Source organism: Pseudomonas sp. Ost2 (genome assembly GCF_018326065.1).
Taxonomy (GTDB): Bacteria; Pseudomonadota; Gammaproteobacteria; order Pseudomonadales; family Pseudomonadaceae; genus Aquipseudomonas; species Aquipseudomonas gingeri.
This window is the reverse complement of record NZ_AP021904.1, coordinates 4,254,952-4,271,326: the sequence shown is the minus strand read 5'-3', so window position 1 is coordinate 4,271,326 and position 16,375 is coordinate 4,254,952. Positions and strand designations below refer to the sequence as shown.

Genomic DNA, 16,375 nt, shown 5'->3' with positions numbered 1-16,375 from the left:
GATCGCTCCCACGCTCCAGCGTGGGTGTGTCTCACTGGACGCTCTGCGTCCGTCCTTTGTGACGCGGAGCGTCACGGGCTGCATGCCCACGCAGAGCGTGGGGACGATCGAAACTTATGTAGCGACTACGCAAACCGTCCCACCATGAACTCGATAAAACTGCTCAACTTCGGCGTCATGTGCTTGTCCGGCAGATAGACCAGGTGCAGCGGCCGGTCCAGGGTCTCGTGGTCCGGCAGCAGGTGGACCAGGCGCCCATCCTTCAGGGCGTCTTCCACCAGTGTCTGCGGGAGCAGGACGATACCGATGCCTTCCAGCGCCGCATTCATCAGGGCCGTGCCGTTGTTGGCCGACAGTTGCCCGTGCACCCGCACGCTTTCGCTGCTCACGCCACGGAACAACCATTCGCGCTGCGGCGTGGCCCGCAGGAACACCAGGCAGTTGTGCTGCTGCAGATCCGCCGGCACGCGTGGCGTGCCATGGGCCTTCAGGTATGCGGGCGAGGCGCAGGCGATGCGGCGGTTCTTGCTCAGCAGGCGTCCCACCAGTGCGCTGCTGGGCAGTTCGCCGTAGCGGAACACCACGTCGAAGCCGTCTTCCACCAGGTCCACCACCCGGTCGTTGAACTGCAATTCGATATCCACTTCCGGGTAGGTCTTGAGGTAGGCGGCGATTGCCGGGATCAACCGGTCCGAGGCCAGGGTCGCCGAGGCACTGACCCGCAGGCGGCCGCGGGGATGGGCACGTTGTTCGCGGGCGACCAGTTCGGCGTGTTCGATCTGTCCGAGGATTGCCAGGCATTGGCTGTAGTAGCCCTGGCCGATCTCGGTCAGGCTCTGGCGGCGGGTGGTGCGGTGCAGCAGGCGGGTGCCCAGGTGTTTCTCCAGGCCCTGGATATGATTGCCGACCATGGTCGAGGAAATCCCGATGGACTGCGCCGCCGCGCTGAAACTGCCGTGATCGACGACCTTGACGAAGACCTTCATGCTTGCCAGAACGTCCATTGCCAACCTTTTATTGGGAGTGATCCAAGAAGTCGCTAGTTTATCAAGTGAGGCTAGGGGATCACCATGGGCAGCGACACCAGCCGGACCTGTGCTCGCTGTCGTACAGCCGCGGTTCAGCAAAACGTCGTCATCGGTATTTGGCAAAAAGTTATGATCCGCTCTGTGCAGCGGGTTTCGGGGGTGTGCGATCAGCGGGTTATCGGGAATTTTCAGGCCGCGTCTATCGCGTCAGGTCAGTGGCATGTTGGCGATCCTGATCTCCATCGCCCTGGCTTCACTGGACACCGCCATCGCCAACACGGCGCTGCCGGCCATCGCCACCAGCCTGCACACCACGCCGGCCGCCTCGGTGTGGATCATCAACGCCTACCAGCTGTCGGCGGTCGCGACCATCCTCGCCTTCGCCTCGTTCGGTGGCGTGGTCGGGCATCGCAAGATCTATCTGTTCGGCCTGGTGCTGTTCACGGTGTCTTCGGCGCTGTGCGCGATGTCGACCACCCTGACCCAGCTGACCATGGCCCGCGTCCTCCAGGGCGTCGGGGCGAGCGCGATCATGAGCGTCAACGCGGCGCTGATCTTCAGCCTGTTCCCGCCGGAAAAGCTCGGCAAGGGCATGGGCCTCAATGCGCTGGTGGTGGGCATGTCGTTCGCCGCCGGACCAACCGTGGCCTCGCTGATCCTGTCCGTGGCCAATTGGCCGTGGCTGTTCGGGGTGAACATCCCCATCGGCCTGATCGCCCTGGCGATGGCCATTCCTTCGCTGCCCCACACGCCGCCCAACGGCCAGCGCTTTGCCTGGATCACGGCCGGCCTGAGCATCGTCACCTTTGGCTCGCTGATCTATGCCTTGGGGGAGGGCGCGCAGTTTGCGGGCACCTTGCCTATCTGCCTGGCGTTGCTGGTGTGCCTGACGGCGGGTTTTGTGATGATCCGCCGTGAAGCCGGGCATCCGGCACCGATGTTCCCCATCGATCTGCTCAAGCGCCCGATGTTCGCATTGTCGGCGCTGACGGCGGTCTGTTCCTTTGCCACCCAGGGCCTGGCCTTTGTCTCGCTGCCATTCTTTTTCGAAACGGTGCTGGGCCGCGACCCGGTGCAGACCGGCTACCTGATGACGCCCTGGTCGGTGGTGGTGGCCTTGATCGCGCCCTTTGCCGGACGGCTATCGGACCGTTACCCACCAGGCCTGCTCGGCGGTATCGGCTTGGGGGTGCTGGCCCTGGGCATGTTGTCCCTGGCCTTGCTGCCCAGCGATCCGAGCGCGCTGGATATCGGCATCCGCATGGTGATCTGCGGCCTGGGCTTCGGTTTTTTCCAGTCGCCGAACCAGAAGGCCCTGATGACCAGCGCCCCGCGGGAACGCAGCAGCGGTGCCAGCGGCATGATTGCCACCGCGCGCCTGATCGGCCAGTCGACCGGTGCCGCGCTGGTGGCGTTGAGTTTCGGTTTGTCGGCCACACATGGACCGGTCATTGCGCTGTACATCGGCGCGGGGTTTGCAACAGCCGCTTGCCTGGCCAGCTTCTCGCGGCTGGTGGCGCGCAACGAGGTCTGATGCATCGATTGAGGTGGATGGCCGCCCGCGGCGGTTCGTTGGCAAGCCAACTCCCACAATAATCGAGCAGACTCATCATGTGTGGATAAGGCTCGATCCTGTGGGAGCGGGCTTGCCCGCGAAGCTTCTGGCATGCTCGCGGGCCTCGTCGTTGACAAGCGAGGCACGGATTTCTATCGCACTTAGGGGTGCAACTGCTCCAGCAGATATTCAATCAGCAGGCGCTGGGGCTGGGACTGTGTCCTGTCGGCGCTCACCAGCGCCAGCTCCGAGGCCGGCGGTAGACCGAAACCTTCGGTGCTGGACAGCTCGCGATGGCCGGCCAGTACCGCCGTGCGCGGCAACAGGCTGATCCCCAGATTGGCCGATACCGCTGCCTGGATACCCGCCAGGCTCTGACTGGAGAATGCGATCCGCCACGCTCGCCCCTGGCTTTCCAGGGTGTGGATCAGCCGGTTGCGGTAGATACAGCCCTGGGCGTAAACCACCAGGGGCAGCGGTGTCTGGTACACATCGACCTGCGTGCCGCTGACCCACACCAGTTCCTCCGGCCAACTGGCGAGCGCCGTGCCTTCGCCGGCATTGCGCTTGATCAGTGCCAGGTCGAGGTCGTCGTTGGCCAGGCGGCTTTTCAGGTCCAGGCTCAGGCCATTGACGGTATCGAGACGAATCCGTGGATGGCGGCCGGCAAAGCCCGAGAGCAACTGCATCATGCGCTGCACATCGAAATCCTCCGGCACACCCAGGCGCACCAGGCCGGCACCATCCCCCGACTGCATCACTGCCTGGGCCTCGCTCGCCAGCAGCACCAGGCGCCGGGCATAGCTCATCAGGCGTTCGCCATCCTCGGTCAGTTGCACTTCCTTGCACGCCCGATGGCGGACCAGCAGGGCGCGCCCGACCTGGTCTTCCAGCTTGCGAATCTGCTGGCTGACCGTGGACTGGGTGCGATTGACCCGCTCGCCGCCCTTGGTGAAGCCGCCGGCATCGATCACGCAAACGAAGGTCTTGAGCAGGTCGAGGTCGTACATGGCTATACATTTGTAAATGGAATTAAGATTGGATAATAATTTAATTTTCCAATTCATGGCAGGGGTTATAGGCTCAAAGCGTCAATTCGATGGAATCACCGCTATGTCCCTGACCCACACGCCACGCCCGCTCTGGCTGACCTTCGACTGCTACGGCACCCTGATCCAGTGGGACGAGGGCTTGCTGGCCCATGTCCACGCATTGCTTGAAGCCAAGGGCCAGTCGGGTATCGACCCGGACGAGTTCATCCGTATCTACGATCACCACGAACACCGCCTGGAACAGGAGCCGCCCCATCGCTCGTTCAAGGAGGTTTCCCGCCAGTCCCTGCGCCTGGTGCTGGAAGACCTGGACCTGGGCTACCAGGACCGCGATTCGGAGCAGCTCAACGCGCGGATCTCCGCCATGCCGCCGTTTCCCGAAGTGGTGCCGACCCTGGGCTGGCTGAAGGCCCAGGGGTTTCGCATCGCCATCGTCTCCAATACCGATGACGACATCATCGCCGGCAATGTGGCGCAACTGAACGGGCATATCGACCGAGTGATCACCGCCCAGCAGGCCGGGGCCTACAAGCCCGACCTGCAACTGTTCCGTCATGCCCATCAGCAACTCGGGGTGAGCAAGGAAGAGGTGCTGCATATCTGCGCCAGTCCGCACCTGGATCATGCCGCGGCCCGGGACATGGGCTTTCGCTGCGTATGGATCGACCGTGGCACCCGGCGCCGACTGCTGGCCGACTACACCCCCGACGCGATCCTGCCGGACCTGGCGGGGCTGAAAGAGTTGTTCACTTCCCTGGATTGGGTCTGACGCCATGGCTCATCAACTGCAAGACATCGTTCCCGGTTGCGCCGATCACGGCGATCTCGACAGCCCGGCGATCCGCCAGGCCCGTATCGACCTGGCTGCCTGCCTGCGCATGGCGGCTCGGCTCGGGCTGGCCGAGGGCATCTGCAATCACTTTTCGGCGCTGGTGCCGGGAGAGCCGGGACTGTTCCTGGTCAATCCCTATGGCCTGGCCTTTGCCGAGGTCACGGCGTCGAGCCTGCTGATCTGTGATTTTCAGGGCAATGTCCTGGCCGGTGACGGTCAGCCGGAAGCCACGGCGTTCTATATCCATGCCCGTTTGCACCGGGCCAACCCGAAGGCCGTCGCGGCCTTTCACACCCACATGCCCAATGCCACGGCCCTGGCCATGTGCGAGGGCGAGCCGTTGTTGTATGCCGGACAGACGGCCCTGAAGTTCTATGGTCGAGTGGCGGTGGACGAACACTTCAACGGCCTGGCCCTGGACAGCCGCGAAGGCGATCGTATCGCCGCGGCCATGGGCGAGGCGGCGGTGCTGTTCATGAAAAACCATGGGGTGATGGTGATCGGGGCCAGCATCGCCGAAGCCTGGGACGATCTCTATTACCTGGAGCGCGCCGCCGAAGTGCAGATCCGGGCGCTGAGCACGGGGCGCAAGTTGCAGGCCATTGCCCCCGGGATCATTGCGGCGACGGCGCGACAGATGCGGGTCGGCGAGGCGGACAGCGCCCGCAGCCATCTGGAGAGTGTGAAACGCCGCCTGATCACTGGGGAAGCGGATTTCCTCGACTGAAAGACAGCGCTGTCCGAAAGCGTGACGAATGGTCTATCCTCGCGCTTTCGGCCTCGTGCCGTTGGACAAAGAGGAAACGATGGGCAGGGACTACCTGGCGTTTTTCGCTTCGCTGTTTCTTTCACGACTGGCTGACCAGATCCTGTTGTTCATCGTCCCGCTGCTGGTGTTCCAGACCACCAACAGTGCCTCCTGGGCCGGCCTGGCGTTTTTCGTCGAGGCGTTGCCGCGCTTCCTGGCGTTCCCGGTCTGCGGGGCCCTCTGCGACCGTTTTTCGCCCGTGCGCATCCTGCACATCAGCCAGGTCTACCGGGCACTGGCCTGTGTGGTCGCCGTCGCCTGTCATGGGCTGTTCGACGGTATCTACTGGCTGGTGGCACTCTCGGCCCTGTGCGGGGTGCTGACCACCCAGGGCATCATGGCCCGCGAAGTGCTGCTGCCGCATATCTTCGCCCGTTACAGCTATACCAGGACCTTGTCCTATTCGCAGATCGCCGACCAGAGCGGCCTCGTGCTCGGGCCCTTGCTGGCGGCGCTGCTGCTGGAGGCCATGGCCTGGCCCTGGGTGGTGCTCGGCGTGGCGGGATTGTTCGTGCTGGCCGACCTGGCGATGCGGGCCTGGCAGCGCAGCAGCGTGATCAGCCTGGAAACCTTCGAGCAGCATCCGGGGCTCTGGCTGCAACCGCTGCGCATCGCCTTCGGCCATATCCGCGCATTGGCGCCGTTGCGCAAGATCATCTGCCTGGCGGTCGGGGTCAACCTGATCATCGGCGTGACCCTGGCCACCTCGGCGGCGCTGGTGATTGGCGTCCACGAACAGGGCAAGGACTATTACGCCGGGCTGCAGGCGGTCGGGGCCGGGGTGACCATCGCGATCCTGTTCCTGCTGGCACGGCTCAGCCTGCCGTTGCGGCTGCTCGGTGGACTGTCCTATGGGTTGATCCTGCTCGGTGCCTTTGTCACCGCGTGTAGTCCTTCGACGGCGGGCTATGTCGTCGGCTTCCTGCTGATCGTCGGCTTCGACAAGATGTTCAATGTCTATATGCGCAGTGTCCGCCAGCAGGTGATTCCGGTGCAGGACTTCGGCAAGACGGTGGGGGTGATCACCTTGCTCAACAACCTGTCGCAACCTTTGGCCGGTTTGCTGGTGGGGGTGTTGGCCGGCTCCCTGGGTACCCAGGGGGTGATCCTGGTACTGGCCGTCGCCAGTGCGCTGATCGGGGCCGGGGTGGTTTTGCGCAGACCAGCCGTCTGACGGCGATCACCCGGTGCCGGAGGGTGATCCTTCTATTGCGCGGCCTGTGGGAAAACATCAACACAAACGTCATCAAACCGTGACTTCACGGTCATGTTCTGTTCGCAGGACCGCAACACGCGCGCTCTAACGTCTGGTCATCCCAATGCGGCCATGGACGGCCTCTATAACCAGACAGAGAGCTCCCATGACCGTAGCCATCCATGTCGATCGTTTGAACAAGACCTTTTCGCGCAAGACCGCCCTGGTCGATCTCGAATTGTCCATCCAGACCGGCGAGATGGTCGCGCTGATCGGCGCTTCCGGGTCCGGCAAGTCGACCCTGTTACGCCACCTCGCCGGCCTTGCCGTGTGCGACCGCGACAACGGTGGGCGGGTCCGGGTGCTGGGGCGCGACGTGCAGTCCAGCGGCCGGCTCAACGGCAACGTGCGCCGTCTGCGGGCCGACATCGGTTATATCTTCCAGCAGTTCAACCTTGTCAACCGGCTGAGTGTTCTAGACAACGTACTTCTCGGTTGTCTAGGTCGCATGCCGCGCTTTCGCGGCAATTTCGGCCTGTTCAACGCCGAGGAGCGACATCGGGCCCATGAGTCCCTGGAGCGCGTCGGCCTGCTCGACCTGGCCGGCCAGCGTGCCTCGACCCTGTCCGGCGGCCAGCAGCAACGGGTCGCCATTGCCCGCACCCTGACCCAGCGCGCCGACGTGATCCTGGCCGACGAGCCGATCGCCTCCCTCGATCCGGAGTCGGCGCGCAAGGTCATGGAAATCCTCGCCGACATCAACCGCCGCGACGGCAAGACCGTCGTGGTGACCCTGCATCAAGTGGATTACGCCGTTCGCTATTGCCCCCGCGCCGTGGCGCTCAAGGGCGGCCGGATCCACTACGACGGCGCCGCTTCGGAACTGACCGGGCCGCTGCTCAACGGCCTGTATGGCGCCGACCTGGACACCAGCCTGATGTTTTCCGATCAGGCCCGGCGCATGGACAACGCGCCCCGGCTGGTCCTGGCCTGAACCCAGACAACCTCTCGAACCCTTAACGCACCTGCAGGAATCCATTCCATGTTGAACCGTATCGGTCGCGTCTTCGCGTCTGCCGCTCTGCTGGCAAGCTGCGTCCTGGGCACCGCCCAGGCACAGGAACAAGTCATCAACTTCGGTCTCATGTCCACCGAGTCGTCGCAGAACCTCAAGAGTGTCTGGCAGCCGTTCCTCGACGACATGTCGAAGAAAACCGGCCTCACCGTCAAAGCCACCTTTGCTTCCGACTACGCCGGCCTGATCCAGGGGATGCGCTTCAACAAGGTGGACGTGGCGTGGCTCGGCAACAAGGGCGCGATGGAAGCCGTGGACCGCTCCAACGGAGAGATCTTCGCCCAGACCGCTGCGGCCAATGGCAATCCGGGTTACTGGAGCGTGCTGATCGTGCGCAAGGACAGCCCGATCAACTCCGTTGCCGACATGCTCAAGAACGCCAAGAGCCTGACCTTCGGCAACGGCGACCCGAACTCCACCTCCGGCTATCTGGTACCCGGCTATTACGTGTTCGCCAAGAACCATGTCGATGCCGCCACCGCGTTCAAGCGCACCCTCAACTCCAGCCATGAAGTGAACGCCTTGAGCGTTGCCAAGGGCCAGATCGACGTCGCCACCTTCAACACCGAAAGCTGGGACCGCCTGCAAGTGACCCAGCCGGAAAACGCCGCGCTGCTCAAGGAAATCTGGCGCTCGCCGCTGATCCCGGCCGACCCGATGGTATGGAACAAGAACCTGTCGGACGCCAACAAGGCCAAGATCCGCGAGTTCTTCGCCACCTATGGCGATACGCCGGAAGAGAAGGCGGTGCTGACCAACATGCAGTTGGGCAAGTTTCTCAAGTCCAGCGACGACCAGCTGCTGACCATCCGCCAGCTCGAACTGTTCAAGCAGCGCACCGAAGTGAGCGCCAGCACCACCCTGAGCGCCGAGGAAAAAACCACTCGCCTGAAAGACATCGATGCCGGCCTTGCGAAGTTGCAGGACCGCATCAGCGAACTGGACAAGCAGACCGCCGCCAAGGCGGGTTGAGGCACCGGGCCGCGCTGCCCGGGTCGTACCCGCCAGGCAGCGCGTCATCCTCCGTCGACGAGAGCCGCTCATGAATACTCACGCTGCACACGCCGATATTGTCGGCAAACGTTCCTGGAGCCGTTACATCGGCTGGGCCCTGGTACTGGCGATGTTCGCCTGGGCCTGGCATGGCGCGGAAATGAACCCGCTGCAGCTGTACCGCGATTCGGGAAACATGGCGACCTTCGCCGCCGACTTCTTCCCGCCGGACTTCCACGAATGGCGCTCGTACCTCAAGGAAATGATCGTCACCGTGCATATCGCCCTCTGGGGCACGCTGCTGGCGATTGTCTGCTCGGTGCCGCTGGGCATTCTCTGCGCCGACAACATCACCCCCTGGTGGATTCACCAGCCACTGCGCCGGGTCATGGACTCGTTCCGCTCGATCAACGAAATGGTGTTCGCCATGTTGTTCGTGGTGGCGGTCGGCCTGGGGCCGTTCGCCGGTGTCCTGGCGCTGTGGATCAGCACCACCGGGGTTCTCGCCAAGCTGTTCGCCGAAGCGGTCGAGGCGATTGATCCGGGGCCCGTGGAAGGTGTGCGTGCCACCGGTGCCAGTGCCTTGCAGGAAGTGATCTACGGAGTGATCCCGCAGGTCATGCCGCTGTGGATCTCCTACGCGCTGTACCGCTTCGAGTCCAACGTGCGTTCCGCCACGGTGGTGGGGATGGTCGGTGCCGGCGGTATCGGCGTGATCCTCTGGGAAAACATCCGCGCCTTCCAGTTCGTCCAGACCTGCGCGGTGCTGCTGGTGATCATCTTCGTGGTGAGCGTGATCGACATCCTGTCGCAACGCCTGCGCAAACAATTCATCTGATCGGAGAGGGTGCCTGAGGGCGCTTTTTTTAGCCATGACATTGTCTAGACAAGTAGAGCCGATATACCGCGAGCTGGCCGACACGCTGCGCCGCGAGCTGTCCGGTTACCGCGCGGGGGACTACCTGCCGCCGGAAGTCCAGCTGGCCTCGCGCTTCTCGGTGAACCGCCACACCATCCGCCGCGCCATCGACGAACTGGTGGCCGAGGGCTGCCTGCTGCGCCTGCAGGGCAAGGGCACCCAGGTGCTGGAACGTCCGCTGATCTACCCGATGGCGGCGGACAGCGCCTACAGCCAGTCGCTGTCGGCCCAGGGCGTCGGCGTCCAGGCGCTGCTGCTGCGCCGCCGGCACTGCCCGGCGAGCCGCGAGGACGCCCGCCACCTGGAGTTGCAGGAGCAGGCACCGCTGATCGAGCTGCAGACCCTGCGCCTGCTCGACGAACAACCGGTGAGCCTGATCCGTCACCGCTACTGCGCCAGCCGCGCGCGCTGGCTGGACCCTTACAACGGCGGTTCGCTGCGGCAGTTCTTCGCCGACCGCAAGCTGCCCCTGACCCGCACCTTCAGCCTGATCGGCGCGCGCCTGCCCAGCCGCGACGAGGCCGGCCTGTTGCTGATGCCCCGGCATATGCCGGTGCTGACGGTGCTGACCGTTTCCCGTGACCCCGCCGGACGGCCGGTGGAGCTGGCGCTGTCCACCAGCCGCTCGGACCGCTTTCAGTACCAGGTCGTGACCTGATGGAGAACCTCAAGATGACTGCTCCCGAAACACACGCTGCACGGCAACGCTGGATCGGCGTCCTGGCCCGCGCCCAGGGCGTCGAGCTGCACGCCCATGAAGAGGCCCTGCGCGACACTGACTACCAGCTGATCCGCGCCCCGGAAGTCGGCATGACCCTGGTGCGTGGCCGCATGGGCGGCACCGGTGCGCCCTTCAACGTCGGCGAAATGACCGTCACCCGCTGCGTGGTGCGCCTGGCCGATGGTCGGGTCGGCTACAGCTACCTGGCCGGACGCGACAAGCGGCATGCCGAGCTGGCCGCATTGGCCGACGCCCATCTGCAAGGCAGCCAGCAGGCGCGCTGGCTCAGTGAACTGATCGAACCCCTGGCCCATGCCGAGGCCCTGCGTCGGGCCGCGAAAGCCGCCGATACCGCCGCGACCAAGGTCGAGTTCTTCACCCTGGTGCGAGGAGAAAACTGATGAGTGCAAGTCTTCTGCAAGGCGCTTTCGCCGACCCGGTGCTGGATGCCCAGCGCAGTTTCCGCGCGGCCCTCGACGCCTTGGCCAATCCCGGCGTGGCCCAGGCCATGCCCACGCTGCCGAGCCTCGACGGCCTGGCGCCGGCGACCTACGCGCTGTGCCTGGCGCTGCTCGACGGCGATACCCCGCTGTGGCTGGCGCCGTCCTTCGATACCCCGCTGATCCGCGCCAACCTGGCGTTCCATTGTGGCTGCCCGCTGACCCATCAACGCGAGGAGGCGCGCTTTGCCCTGCTCGCGGCCGAGGATCTGCATGACCTCGCCGGCTTCGACCTGGGCAACGAACGTTACCCGGACCAGTCCTGCACCTTGCTGGTCCAGTTGCCGCAACTGGAGAGCGGGCGCTCCCTGGCCTGGCGTGGTCCGGGTATCCGCGACGAACAGCGGGTCGGCCTGCCGCTGGCCGCGGCGTTCTGGCACCAGCGCGAACGCCACAGTGCGTTTCCCCGTGGGCTGGATGTGTTTTTCCTGGCCGCCGGCGACGTGCTCGGCCTGCCGCGCAGTACCCGTGTCAGCCACCTGTCCGAGGAGCTTGCCTGATGTATGTAGCCGTCAAGGGTGGCGAGAGAGCCATCGACAATGCCCACCGCCTGCTGGCGAAAAAACGCCGTGGCGACACCGCCATCGCCGAACTCGACGTCGAGCAGGTCCGCCAGCAACTGCCGCTGGCGGTGGCCCGGGTGATGACCGAGGGCTCGCTGTACGACGAACAACTGGCCGCGCTGGCGATCAAGCAGGCGGCGGGGGACCTGGTGGAAGCGATCTTCCTGCTGCGGGCCTACCGCACGACGCTGCCGCGCTTCAATGACAGCCTGCCCATCGATACCTCGGACATGCAGCTTGACCGGCGCCTGTCGGCGACCTTCAAGGACGTACCGGGCGGTCAGCTGCTCGGCCCGACCTTCGACTACACCCACCGCCTGCTGGATTTCGCGCTGCTGGCCGAGGGCGAGCATCCGGGGCCGCAGGTGGCAGAGGACGCCGGCCTGGCGCCGTGTCCGCGAGTCCTGGAACTGCTGGCCAGGGAAGGGCTGATCAAGTCCGAAAGCGACCAGGGTGCCGCGGTCGACGATATCACCCGCAAACCCCTGGAGTACCCGGCCACGCGTGCCGAGCGCCTGCAGGCACTGGCCCGTGGCGATGAAGGTTTCCTGCTGGCCCTGGGGTATTCGACCCAGCGCGGCTACGGACGCAATCACCCCTTTGCCGGGGAGATCCGTATCGGCGCGGTGGAAGTCTGGATCGAACCGGCGGAACTGGGTTTCCCGATCGCCATCGGCTCGATCGAAGTGACCGAGTGCGAGATGGTCAACCAGTTCGTCGGCTCGAAAACCGAGCCGGCGCAGTTTACCCGTGGCTATGGCCTGGCCTTCGGTCATGCCGAGCGCAAGGCCATGGGCATGGCCCTGATCGACCGCTCGCTACGGGCCGAGGAATTCAATGAAGAGGTGGTGTCACCGGCCCAGCAGGAAGAGTTCGTGCTGGCCCACTGTGACAACGTCGAGGCCGCCGGCTTCGTCTCGCACCTCAAGCTGCCGCACTACGTCGACTTCCAGTCCGAACTGGAACTGATCCGCAAACTGCGCAACCCCGAGGAGAACCGTTGATGAACGGCCAGACCCCGATTCGCGACGAGGCCTACAACTTCGCCTACCTCGACGAACAGACCAAACGCATGATCCGTCGCGGCCTGCTCAAGGCCGTGGCGATTCCCGGCTACCAGGTGCCGTTCGGTGGCCGCGAGATGCCGCTGCCCTACGGCTGGGGCACCGGCGGCATGCAGCTGACCGCGGCGATCCTCGGTGCCGACGACGTGCTCAAGGTCATCGACCAGGGCGCCGACGACACCACCAACGCGGTGTCGATCCGCCGTTTCTTCGCCCGTACCGCCGGTGTCGCCACCACCGAACGCACGCCCGAGGCGACGTTGATCCAGACCCGTCACCGGATTCCGGAAATCGCCCTGCGCGAAGGCCAGATCATGGTCTACCAGGTGCCCAATCCCGAGCCGCTGCGGTTTATCGAACCGTCGGAAACCGAGACCCGGACCATGCATGCCCTCAACGACTACGGGGTCATGCACGTCAAGCTGTACGAGGACATCGCCACCTACGGGCATATCGAGACCAGCTACGCCTACCCGGTGACGGTCGACGACCGCTATGTGATGGACCCGTCGCCGATTCCCAAGTTCGACAACCCGAAACTCGACATGAGTCCGGCGCTGATGCTGTTCGGCGCCGGGCGCGAGAAGCGCCTGTATGCAGTGCCGCCGTACACCCGCGTGACCAGCCTCGACTTCGAGGATCACCCCTTCGAGGTCCAGCGTTGGGAACAGAGCTGCGCGATCTGCGGCAGCCACGATTCGTTCCTCGACGAGTTGATCGTCGACGACGCCGGCACCCAGCAGTTTGTCTGCTCGGACACCGATTACTGCGCCCAGCGCGTCAGCGAACAGGAGCAAGGCCAATGAACGCCGCCTTACTGAACCCGGCCGTGCAGGCACGCCGCAACGAACGCGCCAAGCCCTTGCTGCAAGTGCGTGGCCTGGGCAAGTTGTATGGCCCGGAGAAGGGCTGCCAGGACGTCAGCTTCGACCTCTATCCCGGCGAAGTGCTGGGTATCGTCGGCGAGTCCGGCTCGGGCAAGTCGACCCTGCTGTCGCTGCTCAGCGGCCGCTGCCCGCCGGACAGCGGGGCGATCGCCTACCGCGACAAGCAGGACCGCTGGCTGGACCTCTACAGCGCCAGCGAGGCCGAGCGCCGCACGCTGCTGCGCACCGAATGGGGTTTCGTCGAGCAGAACCCCCGCGACGGCCTGCGCATGGGGGTTTCCGCCGGGGCCAATATCGGCGAGCGGCTGATGGCCCAGGGCATCCGCAATTATGCGCAACTGCGCGCCGCCGGGCTGGACTGGCTGAGCCAGGTGGAGATCGATCCGCTGCGTATCGACGACCTGCCACGGACCTTTTCCGGCGGCATGCAGCAGCGCCTGCAGATCGCCCGCAACCTGGTCTCGGGGCCGCGCCTGGTGTTCATGGACGAGCCTACCGGCGGCCTCGACGTGTCGGTGCAGGCACGCCTGCTCGATTTGCTGCGCGGCCTGGTGCGCGAGCTGGACCTGGCGGTGGTGATCGTCACCCATGACCTGGCCGTGGCCCGCCTGCTGGCGGACCGGCTGATGGTCATGCGCCGCTCGCGAGTGGTCGAGTCGGGGCTCACCGACCAGATCCTCGACGATCCCCAGGATGCCTACTCGCAACTGCTGGTGTCTTCCGTCCTGCAACCCTGATTCGCGTTCCGCCTGAGGTGTCTCCGATGACAACGCTGCTCGAGGTCCGCGACCTCTCGAAAACCTTCACCCTGCACCAGCAACACGGTGTGGTGCTCAATGTGCTGGACGGCCTGGCCTTCAGCGTCGATGCCGGCGAGTGCCTGGTACTCCACGGCCAGTCCGGCGCCGGCAAAAGTACCTTGCTGCGCACCCTGTATGGCAACTACCTGCCGGCCGGCGGCAGCATCCGCGTGCGCCATGCCGGCGACTGGCTGGAACTGGTCGGCGCCGAACCGCGGGAACTGCTGGACGTGCGCCAGCGCACCCTGGGTTATGTCAGCCAGTTCCTGCGGGTGATCCCACGGGTCGCCTGCCTGGACGTGGTCATGGAGCCGGCCCTGGCCCGTGGCTGGGAGCGCGGCGTTGCCCAGGCCCGCGCCGAAGCGTTGCTGAGCCGCCTGAATATCCCGCGGCGGCTCTGGCAACTGGCGCCGGGGACCTTCTCCGGCGGCGAGCAGCAGCGGGTCAACATCGCCCGGGGCTTCATGGTGGATTGGCCGCTGATGCTGCTCGACGAACCGACGGCGTCCCTCGACGACGCCAATCGCCAGGTGGTGCTGGAACTGATCGGCGAGGCGAAAGCCGCCGGTACCGCGCTGATCGGCATTTTCCACGACCGCGCCGCCCGCGAGGCGGTTGCCGATCGCCATCTCGACATGACCCCGACTGCCTCGATGCCCAAGGAAGCCACGCCATGCTGAACGAACAGATTCTCAGCAACGCCCGACTGGTCCTCGCCGACCAGGAAATCACCGGCACCCTGGTCCTGCGCGACGGCCTGATCGCCGAGATCGGCGAGGGCCGCAGCCAGTTGCCCCAGGCCCAGGACCTGCAGGGCGACTACCTGCTGCCGGGGTTGATCGAGCTGCACACCGACAACCTGGAAAAGCACATGACCCCGCGTCCCGGCGTGGATTGGCCGTCGGTATCGGCGGTACTCAGCCATGACGCGCAGATCATCGCGGCGGGGATCACCACGGTGTTCGACGCCTTGTCCATCGGTGACGTCAACCCCAAGGGCAAGCGCATGCAGCAACTGCCGGGCATGCTCGATGCCATCGCCACCGCCAGCGCCGCCGGCCTGACCCGCGCCGAGCACCGCCTGCACCTGCGCTGCGAGGTCTGCCACCCCGAGACCCTGGCGGTGTTCCGCGACCTGGTGGAAAACCCGCTGGTGCAACTGGTCTCGGTCATGGACCATTCGCCGGGCCAGCGCCAGTTCGCCCTGGAGTCCAAGTACCGCGAGTACTATATGGGCAAGTACCACCTGAGCGACCAGCAGATGGACGAGTTCATCGTCCTGCAGATCGCCAACTCGGCGCAGTACAGCAACCGTTATCGTGGCGCGATTGTCGAGGATTGCCTGGCCCGTGGCCTGTCGGTGGCCAGCCATGACGACGCGACCCTGGCCCATGTCGAGGAATCGGCGGCGTTCGGCATGAGCATCGCCGAGTTTCCCACCACGATGGAGGCGGCCAATGCCTGCAACCGCTTGGGCATGGCCGTGCTGATGGGCGCGCCGAACGTGGTGCGCGGCGGCTCGCATTCGGGCAACGTGGCGGCGGCGGCACTGGCAAAAGACGGGTTATTGGATATCCTGTCCAGCGATTACTATCCGGCCAGCCTGTTGCAGGCGGCCTTTCTGCTGGCCGCCCAGGACAACGACTGCGACCTGCCACGGACCGTGGCCATGGTCAGCCGGGCCCCGGCCCGCGCGGCGGGACTCGACGACCGCGGGGAAATCCGCGTCGGCCTGCGTGCCGACGTGATCCATGCCCGCAACCAGGGTGGCCTGCCGGTGATCCAGCAAGTGTGGCGACAAGCGAAGAGGGTGTTCTGATGGCGGGCAGGTTGATCTATCTCATCGGGCCTTCGGGCTCCGGCAAGGACAGCCTGCTCGATGCCGCCCGCGAACCTCTGGCGCAACGGGGCTGCCGCATCGTGCGGCGGGTCATCACCCGTTCCGCCGAGGCGGTCGGCGAGGCCGCCCATGGCGTCAGCGCCGAGCAGTTCGCGGCGATGCAGGTGCAGGGGGCCTTTGCCTTGAGCTGGAAGGCCAACGGGCTGTTCTACGGGATTCCCCGGGAGATCGACCAGTGGCTGGAGGAAGGCCAGGATGTGCTGGTCAACGGCTCGCGCGGCTACCTGCCCCAGGCCCGCGAGCGTTATCCCGACCTGCTGGTGGTGCTGCTGACGGTGGAGCAGTCGGTATTGCGCGAGCGGCTGCTGGCCCGGGGCCGCGAGTCGTTGCCGGAGATCGAGGCGCGGCTGGCGCGCAACGCCGACTTCACCCTCGGGGCCGGCGTGCTGGCTGCGGATGATCCGTCGCTGGTGCTGCTCGACAACTCCGGGCCGATCCGCCAGACCGTGACCCGGTTGTTTGCCCTGATCGGCAAGGAGTGAT

18 protein-coding genes are annotated in these 16,375 nt (G+C 65.2%); 16 read left to right on the top strand and 2 right to left on the bottom strand.

Annotated features, from left to right (window positions below; all coding sequences use genetic code 11):
• Positions 1-125: 125 nt before the first annotated feature.
• Positions 126-1,004 (bottom strand): LysR family transcriptional regulator, encoded by an 879-nt coding sequence (locus KI243_RS18775; protein ID WP_212809697.1) that lies wholly within the window; start codon positions 1,002-1,004, stop codon positions 126-128.
• A gap of 244 nt (positions 1,005-1,248) precedes the next feature.
• On the opposite strand from KI243_RS18775, the gene KI243_RS18770 reads away from it, so the two are divergent.
• Positions 1,249-2,562, top strand: a complete 1,314-nt coding sequence (locus tag KI243_RS18770) for an MFS transporter (RefSeq protein ID WP_017127170.1) — start codon at positions 1,249-1,251, stop codon at positions 2,560-2,562.
• Between the two features lie 182 nt (positions 2,563-2,744).
• On the opposite strand, the gene KI243_RS18765 is transcribed toward KI243_RS18770, so the two are convergent.
• Positions 2,745-3,593: a LysR family transcriptional regulator gene (locus KI243_RS18765; protein ID WP_212809695.1), complete on the bottom strand. Its 849-nt coding sequence runs from the start codon at positions 3,591-3,593 to the stop codon at positions 2,745-2,747.
• A gap of 103 nt (positions 3,594-3,696) precedes the next feature.
• Between KI243_RS18765 and KI243_RS18760 the strand changes: the two genes are divergently transcribed.
• From KI243_RS18760 to phnN, 15 genes are all read left to right on the top strand, one after another.
• A complete protein-coding gene (locus tag KI243_RS18760; RefSeq protein ID WP_212809693.1) occupies positions 3,697-4,404 on the top strand; it encodes an HAD family hydrolase in 708 nt (235 codons plus the stop codon).
• A 4-nt stretch (positions 4,405-4,408) separates the two neighbouring features.
• Entirely contained in the window at positions 4,409-5,194 is a 786-nt protein-coding gene (locus tag KI243_RS18755) for an aldolase (RefSeq protein WP_212809691.1), read from the top strand.
• Positions 5,195-5,273: 79 nt separating this feature from the next.
• A complete protein-coding gene (locus tag KI243_RS18750; RefSeq protein WP_042935777.1) occupies positions 5,274-6,449 on the top strand; it encodes an MFS transporter in 1,176 nt (391 codons plus the stop codon).
• Between the two features lie 187 nt (positions 6,450-6,636).
• Positions 6,637-7,464: a phosphonate ABC transporter ATP-binding protein gene (gene phnC / locus KI243_RS18745; protein WP_017127175.1), complete on the top strand. Its 828-nt coding sequence runs from the start codon at positions 6,637-6,639 to the stop codon at positions 7,462-7,464.
• Positions 7,465-7,512: 48 nt separating this feature from the next.
• Entirely contained in the window at positions 7,513-8,517 is a 1,005-nt protein-coding gene (phnD, locus tag KI243_RS18740) for a phosphonate ABC transporter substrate-binding protein (protein WP_177063608.1), read from the top strand.
• A 70-nt stretch (positions 8,518-8,587) separates the two neighbouring features.
• A complete protein-coding gene (gene phnE / locus KI243_RS18735) occupies positions 8,588-9,376 on the top strand; it encodes a phosphonate ABC transporter, permease protein PhnE (RefSeq protein WP_017127177.1) in 789 nt (262 codons plus the stop codon).
• A 34-nt stretch (positions 9,377-9,410) separates the two neighbouring features.
• Complete coding sequence (phnF, locus tag KI243_RS18730) at positions 9,411-10,115, top strand: phosphonate metabolism transcriptional regulator PhnF (protein WP_017127178.1); 705 nt, start codon at positions 9,411-9,413, stop codon at positions 10,113-10,115.
• Positions 10,116-10,129: 14 nt separating this feature from the next.
• A complete protein-coding gene (gene phnG / locus KI243_RS18725; protein ID WP_177088015.1) occupies positions 10,130-10,579 on the top strand; it encodes a phosphonate C-P lyase system protein PhnG in 450 nt (149 codons plus the stop codon).
• Positions 10,579-11,178 (top strand): phosphonate C-P lyase system protein PhnH, encoded by a 600-nt coding sequence (gene phnH, locus KI243_RS18720; protein ID WP_212809689.1) that lies wholly within the window; start codon positions 10,579-10,581, stop codon positions 11,176-11,178. The genes phnG and phnH overlap by 1 nt, the downstream gene beginning before the upstream one ends.
• Positions 11,178-12,245 (top strand): carbon-phosphorus lyase complex subunit PhnI, encoded by a 1,068-nt coding sequence (locus KI243_RS18715; RefSeq protein ID WP_212809687.1) that lies wholly within the window; start codon positions 11,178-11,180, stop codon positions 12,243-12,245. The genes phnH and KI243_RS18715 overlap by 1 nt, the downstream gene beginning before the upstream one ends.
• Positions 12,245-13,111 (top strand): alpha-D-ribose 1-methylphosphonate 5-phosphate C-P-lyase PhnJ, encoded by an 867-nt coding sequence (locus KI243_RS18710; RefSeq protein ID WP_017127181.1) that lies wholly within the window; start codon positions 12,245-12,247, stop codon positions 13,109-13,111. Before KI243_RS18715 ends, KI243_RS18710 begins: the two co-directional genes overlap by 1 nt.
• Positions 13,108-13,929: a phosphonate C-P lyase system protein PhnK gene (phnK, locus tag KI243_RS18705; RefSeq protein ID WP_017127182.1), complete on the top strand. Its 822-nt coding sequence runs from the start codon at positions 13,108-13,110 to the stop codon at positions 13,927-13,929. The genes KI243_RS18710 and phnK overlap by 4 nt, the downstream gene beginning before the upstream one ends.
• 26 nt (positions 13,930-13,955) lie before the next feature.
• Positions 13,956-14,672 carry a phosphonate C-P lyase system protein PhnL gene (phnL, locus tag KI243_RS18700; RefSeq protein ID WP_103032876.1) on the top strand — a complete coding sequence of 239 codons (717 nt, stop codon included), beginning with the start codon at positions 13,956-13,958 and terminating at the stop codon, positions 14,670-14,672.
• A complete protein-coding gene (locus KI243_RS18695; RefSeq protein ID WP_212809685.1) occupies positions 14,666-15,811 on the top strand; it encodes an alpha-D-ribose 1-methylphosphonate 5-triphosphate diphosphatase in 1,146 nt (381 codons plus the stop codon). The genes phnL and KI243_RS18695 overlap by 7 nt, the downstream gene beginning before the upstream one ends.
• The gene (gene phnN, locus KI243_RS18690) at positions 15,811-16,374 is read left to right on the top strand and encodes a phosphonate metabolism protein/1,5-bisphosphokinase (PRPP-forming) PhnN (RefSeq protein WP_017127185.1); all 564 of its coding nucleotides are present in this window, start codon (positions 15,811-15,813) and stop codon (positions 16,372-16,374) included. Before KI243_RS18695 ends, phnN begins: the two co-directional genes overlap by 1 nt.
• Position 16,375: the final 1 nt, after the last annotated feature.

Excerpts from the sequence above, each read along its gene's own strand:
- KI243_RS18775 (WP_212809697.1), bottom strand. The coding sequence starts at position 1,004 with ATGGACGTTCTGGCAAGCATGAAGGTCTTCGTCAAGGTCGTCGATCAC.
- KI243_RS18770 (WP_017127170.1), top strand. The coding sequence starts at position 1,249 with ATGTTGGCGATCCTGATCTCCATCGCCCTGGCTTCACTGGACACCGCC.
- KI243_RS18765 (WP_212809695.1), bottom strand. The coding sequence starts at position 3,593 with ATGTACGACCTCGACCTGCTCAAGACCTTCGTTTGCGTGATCGATGCC.
- KI243_RS18760 (WP_212809693.1), top strand. The coding sequence starts at position 3,697 with ATGTCCCTGACCCACACGCCACGCCCGCTCTGGCTGACCTTCGACTGC.
- KI243_RS18755 (WP_212809691.1), top strand. The coding sequence starts at position 4,409 with ATGGCTCATCAACTGCAAGACATCGTTCCCGGTTGCGCCGATCACGGC.
- KI243_RS18750 (WP_042935777.1), top strand. The coding sequence starts at position 5,274 with ATGGGCAGGGACTACCTGGCGTTTTTCGCTTCGCTGTTTCTTTCACGA.
- phnC (WP_017127175.1), top strand. The coding sequence starts at position 6,637 with ATGACCGTAGCCATCCATGTCGATCGTTTGAACAAGACCTTTTCGCGC.
- phnD (WP_177063608.1), top strand. The coding sequence starts at position 7,513 with ATGTTGAACCGTATCGGTCGCGTCTTCGCGTCTGCCGCTCTGCTGGCA.
- phnE (WP_017127177.1), top strand. The coding sequence starts at position 8,588 with ATGAATACTCACGCTGCACACGCCGATATTGTCGGCAAACGTTCCTGG.
- phnF (WP_017127178.1), top strand. The coding sequence starts at position 9,411 with ATGACATTGTCTAGACAAGTAGAGCCGATATACCGCGAGCTGGCCGAC.
- phnG (WP_177088015.1), top strand. The coding sequence starts at position 10,130 with ATGACTGCTCCCGAAACACACGCTGCACGGCAACGCTGGATCGGCGTC.
- phnH (WP_212809689.1), top strand. The coding sequence starts at position 10,579 with ATGAGTGCAAGTCTTCTGCAAGGCGCTTTCGCCGACCCGGTGCTGGAT.
- KI243_RS18715 (WP_212809687.1), top strand. The coding sequence starts at position 11,178 with ATGTATGTAGCCGTCAAGGGTGGCGAGAGAGCCATCGACAATGCCCAC.
- KI243_RS18710 (WP_017127181.1), top strand. The coding sequence starts at position 12,245 with ATGAACGGCCAGACCCCGATTCGCGACGAGGCCTACAACTTCGCCTAC.
- phnK (WP_017127182.1), top strand. The coding sequence starts at position 13,108 with ATGAACGCCGCCTTACTGAACCCGGCCGTGCAGGCACGCCGCAACGAA.
- phnL (WP_103032876.1), top strand. The coding sequence starts at position 13,956 with ATGACAACGCTGCTCGAGGTCCGCGACCTCTCGAAAACCTTCACCCTG.
- KI243_RS18695 (WP_212809685.1), top strand. The coding sequence starts at position 14,666 with ATGCTGAACGAACAGATTCTCAGCAACGCCCGACTGGTCCTCGCCGAC.
- phnN (WP_017127185.1), top strand. The coding sequence starts at position 15,811 with ATGGCGGGCAGGTTGATCTATCTCATCGGGCCTTCGGGCTCCGGCAAG.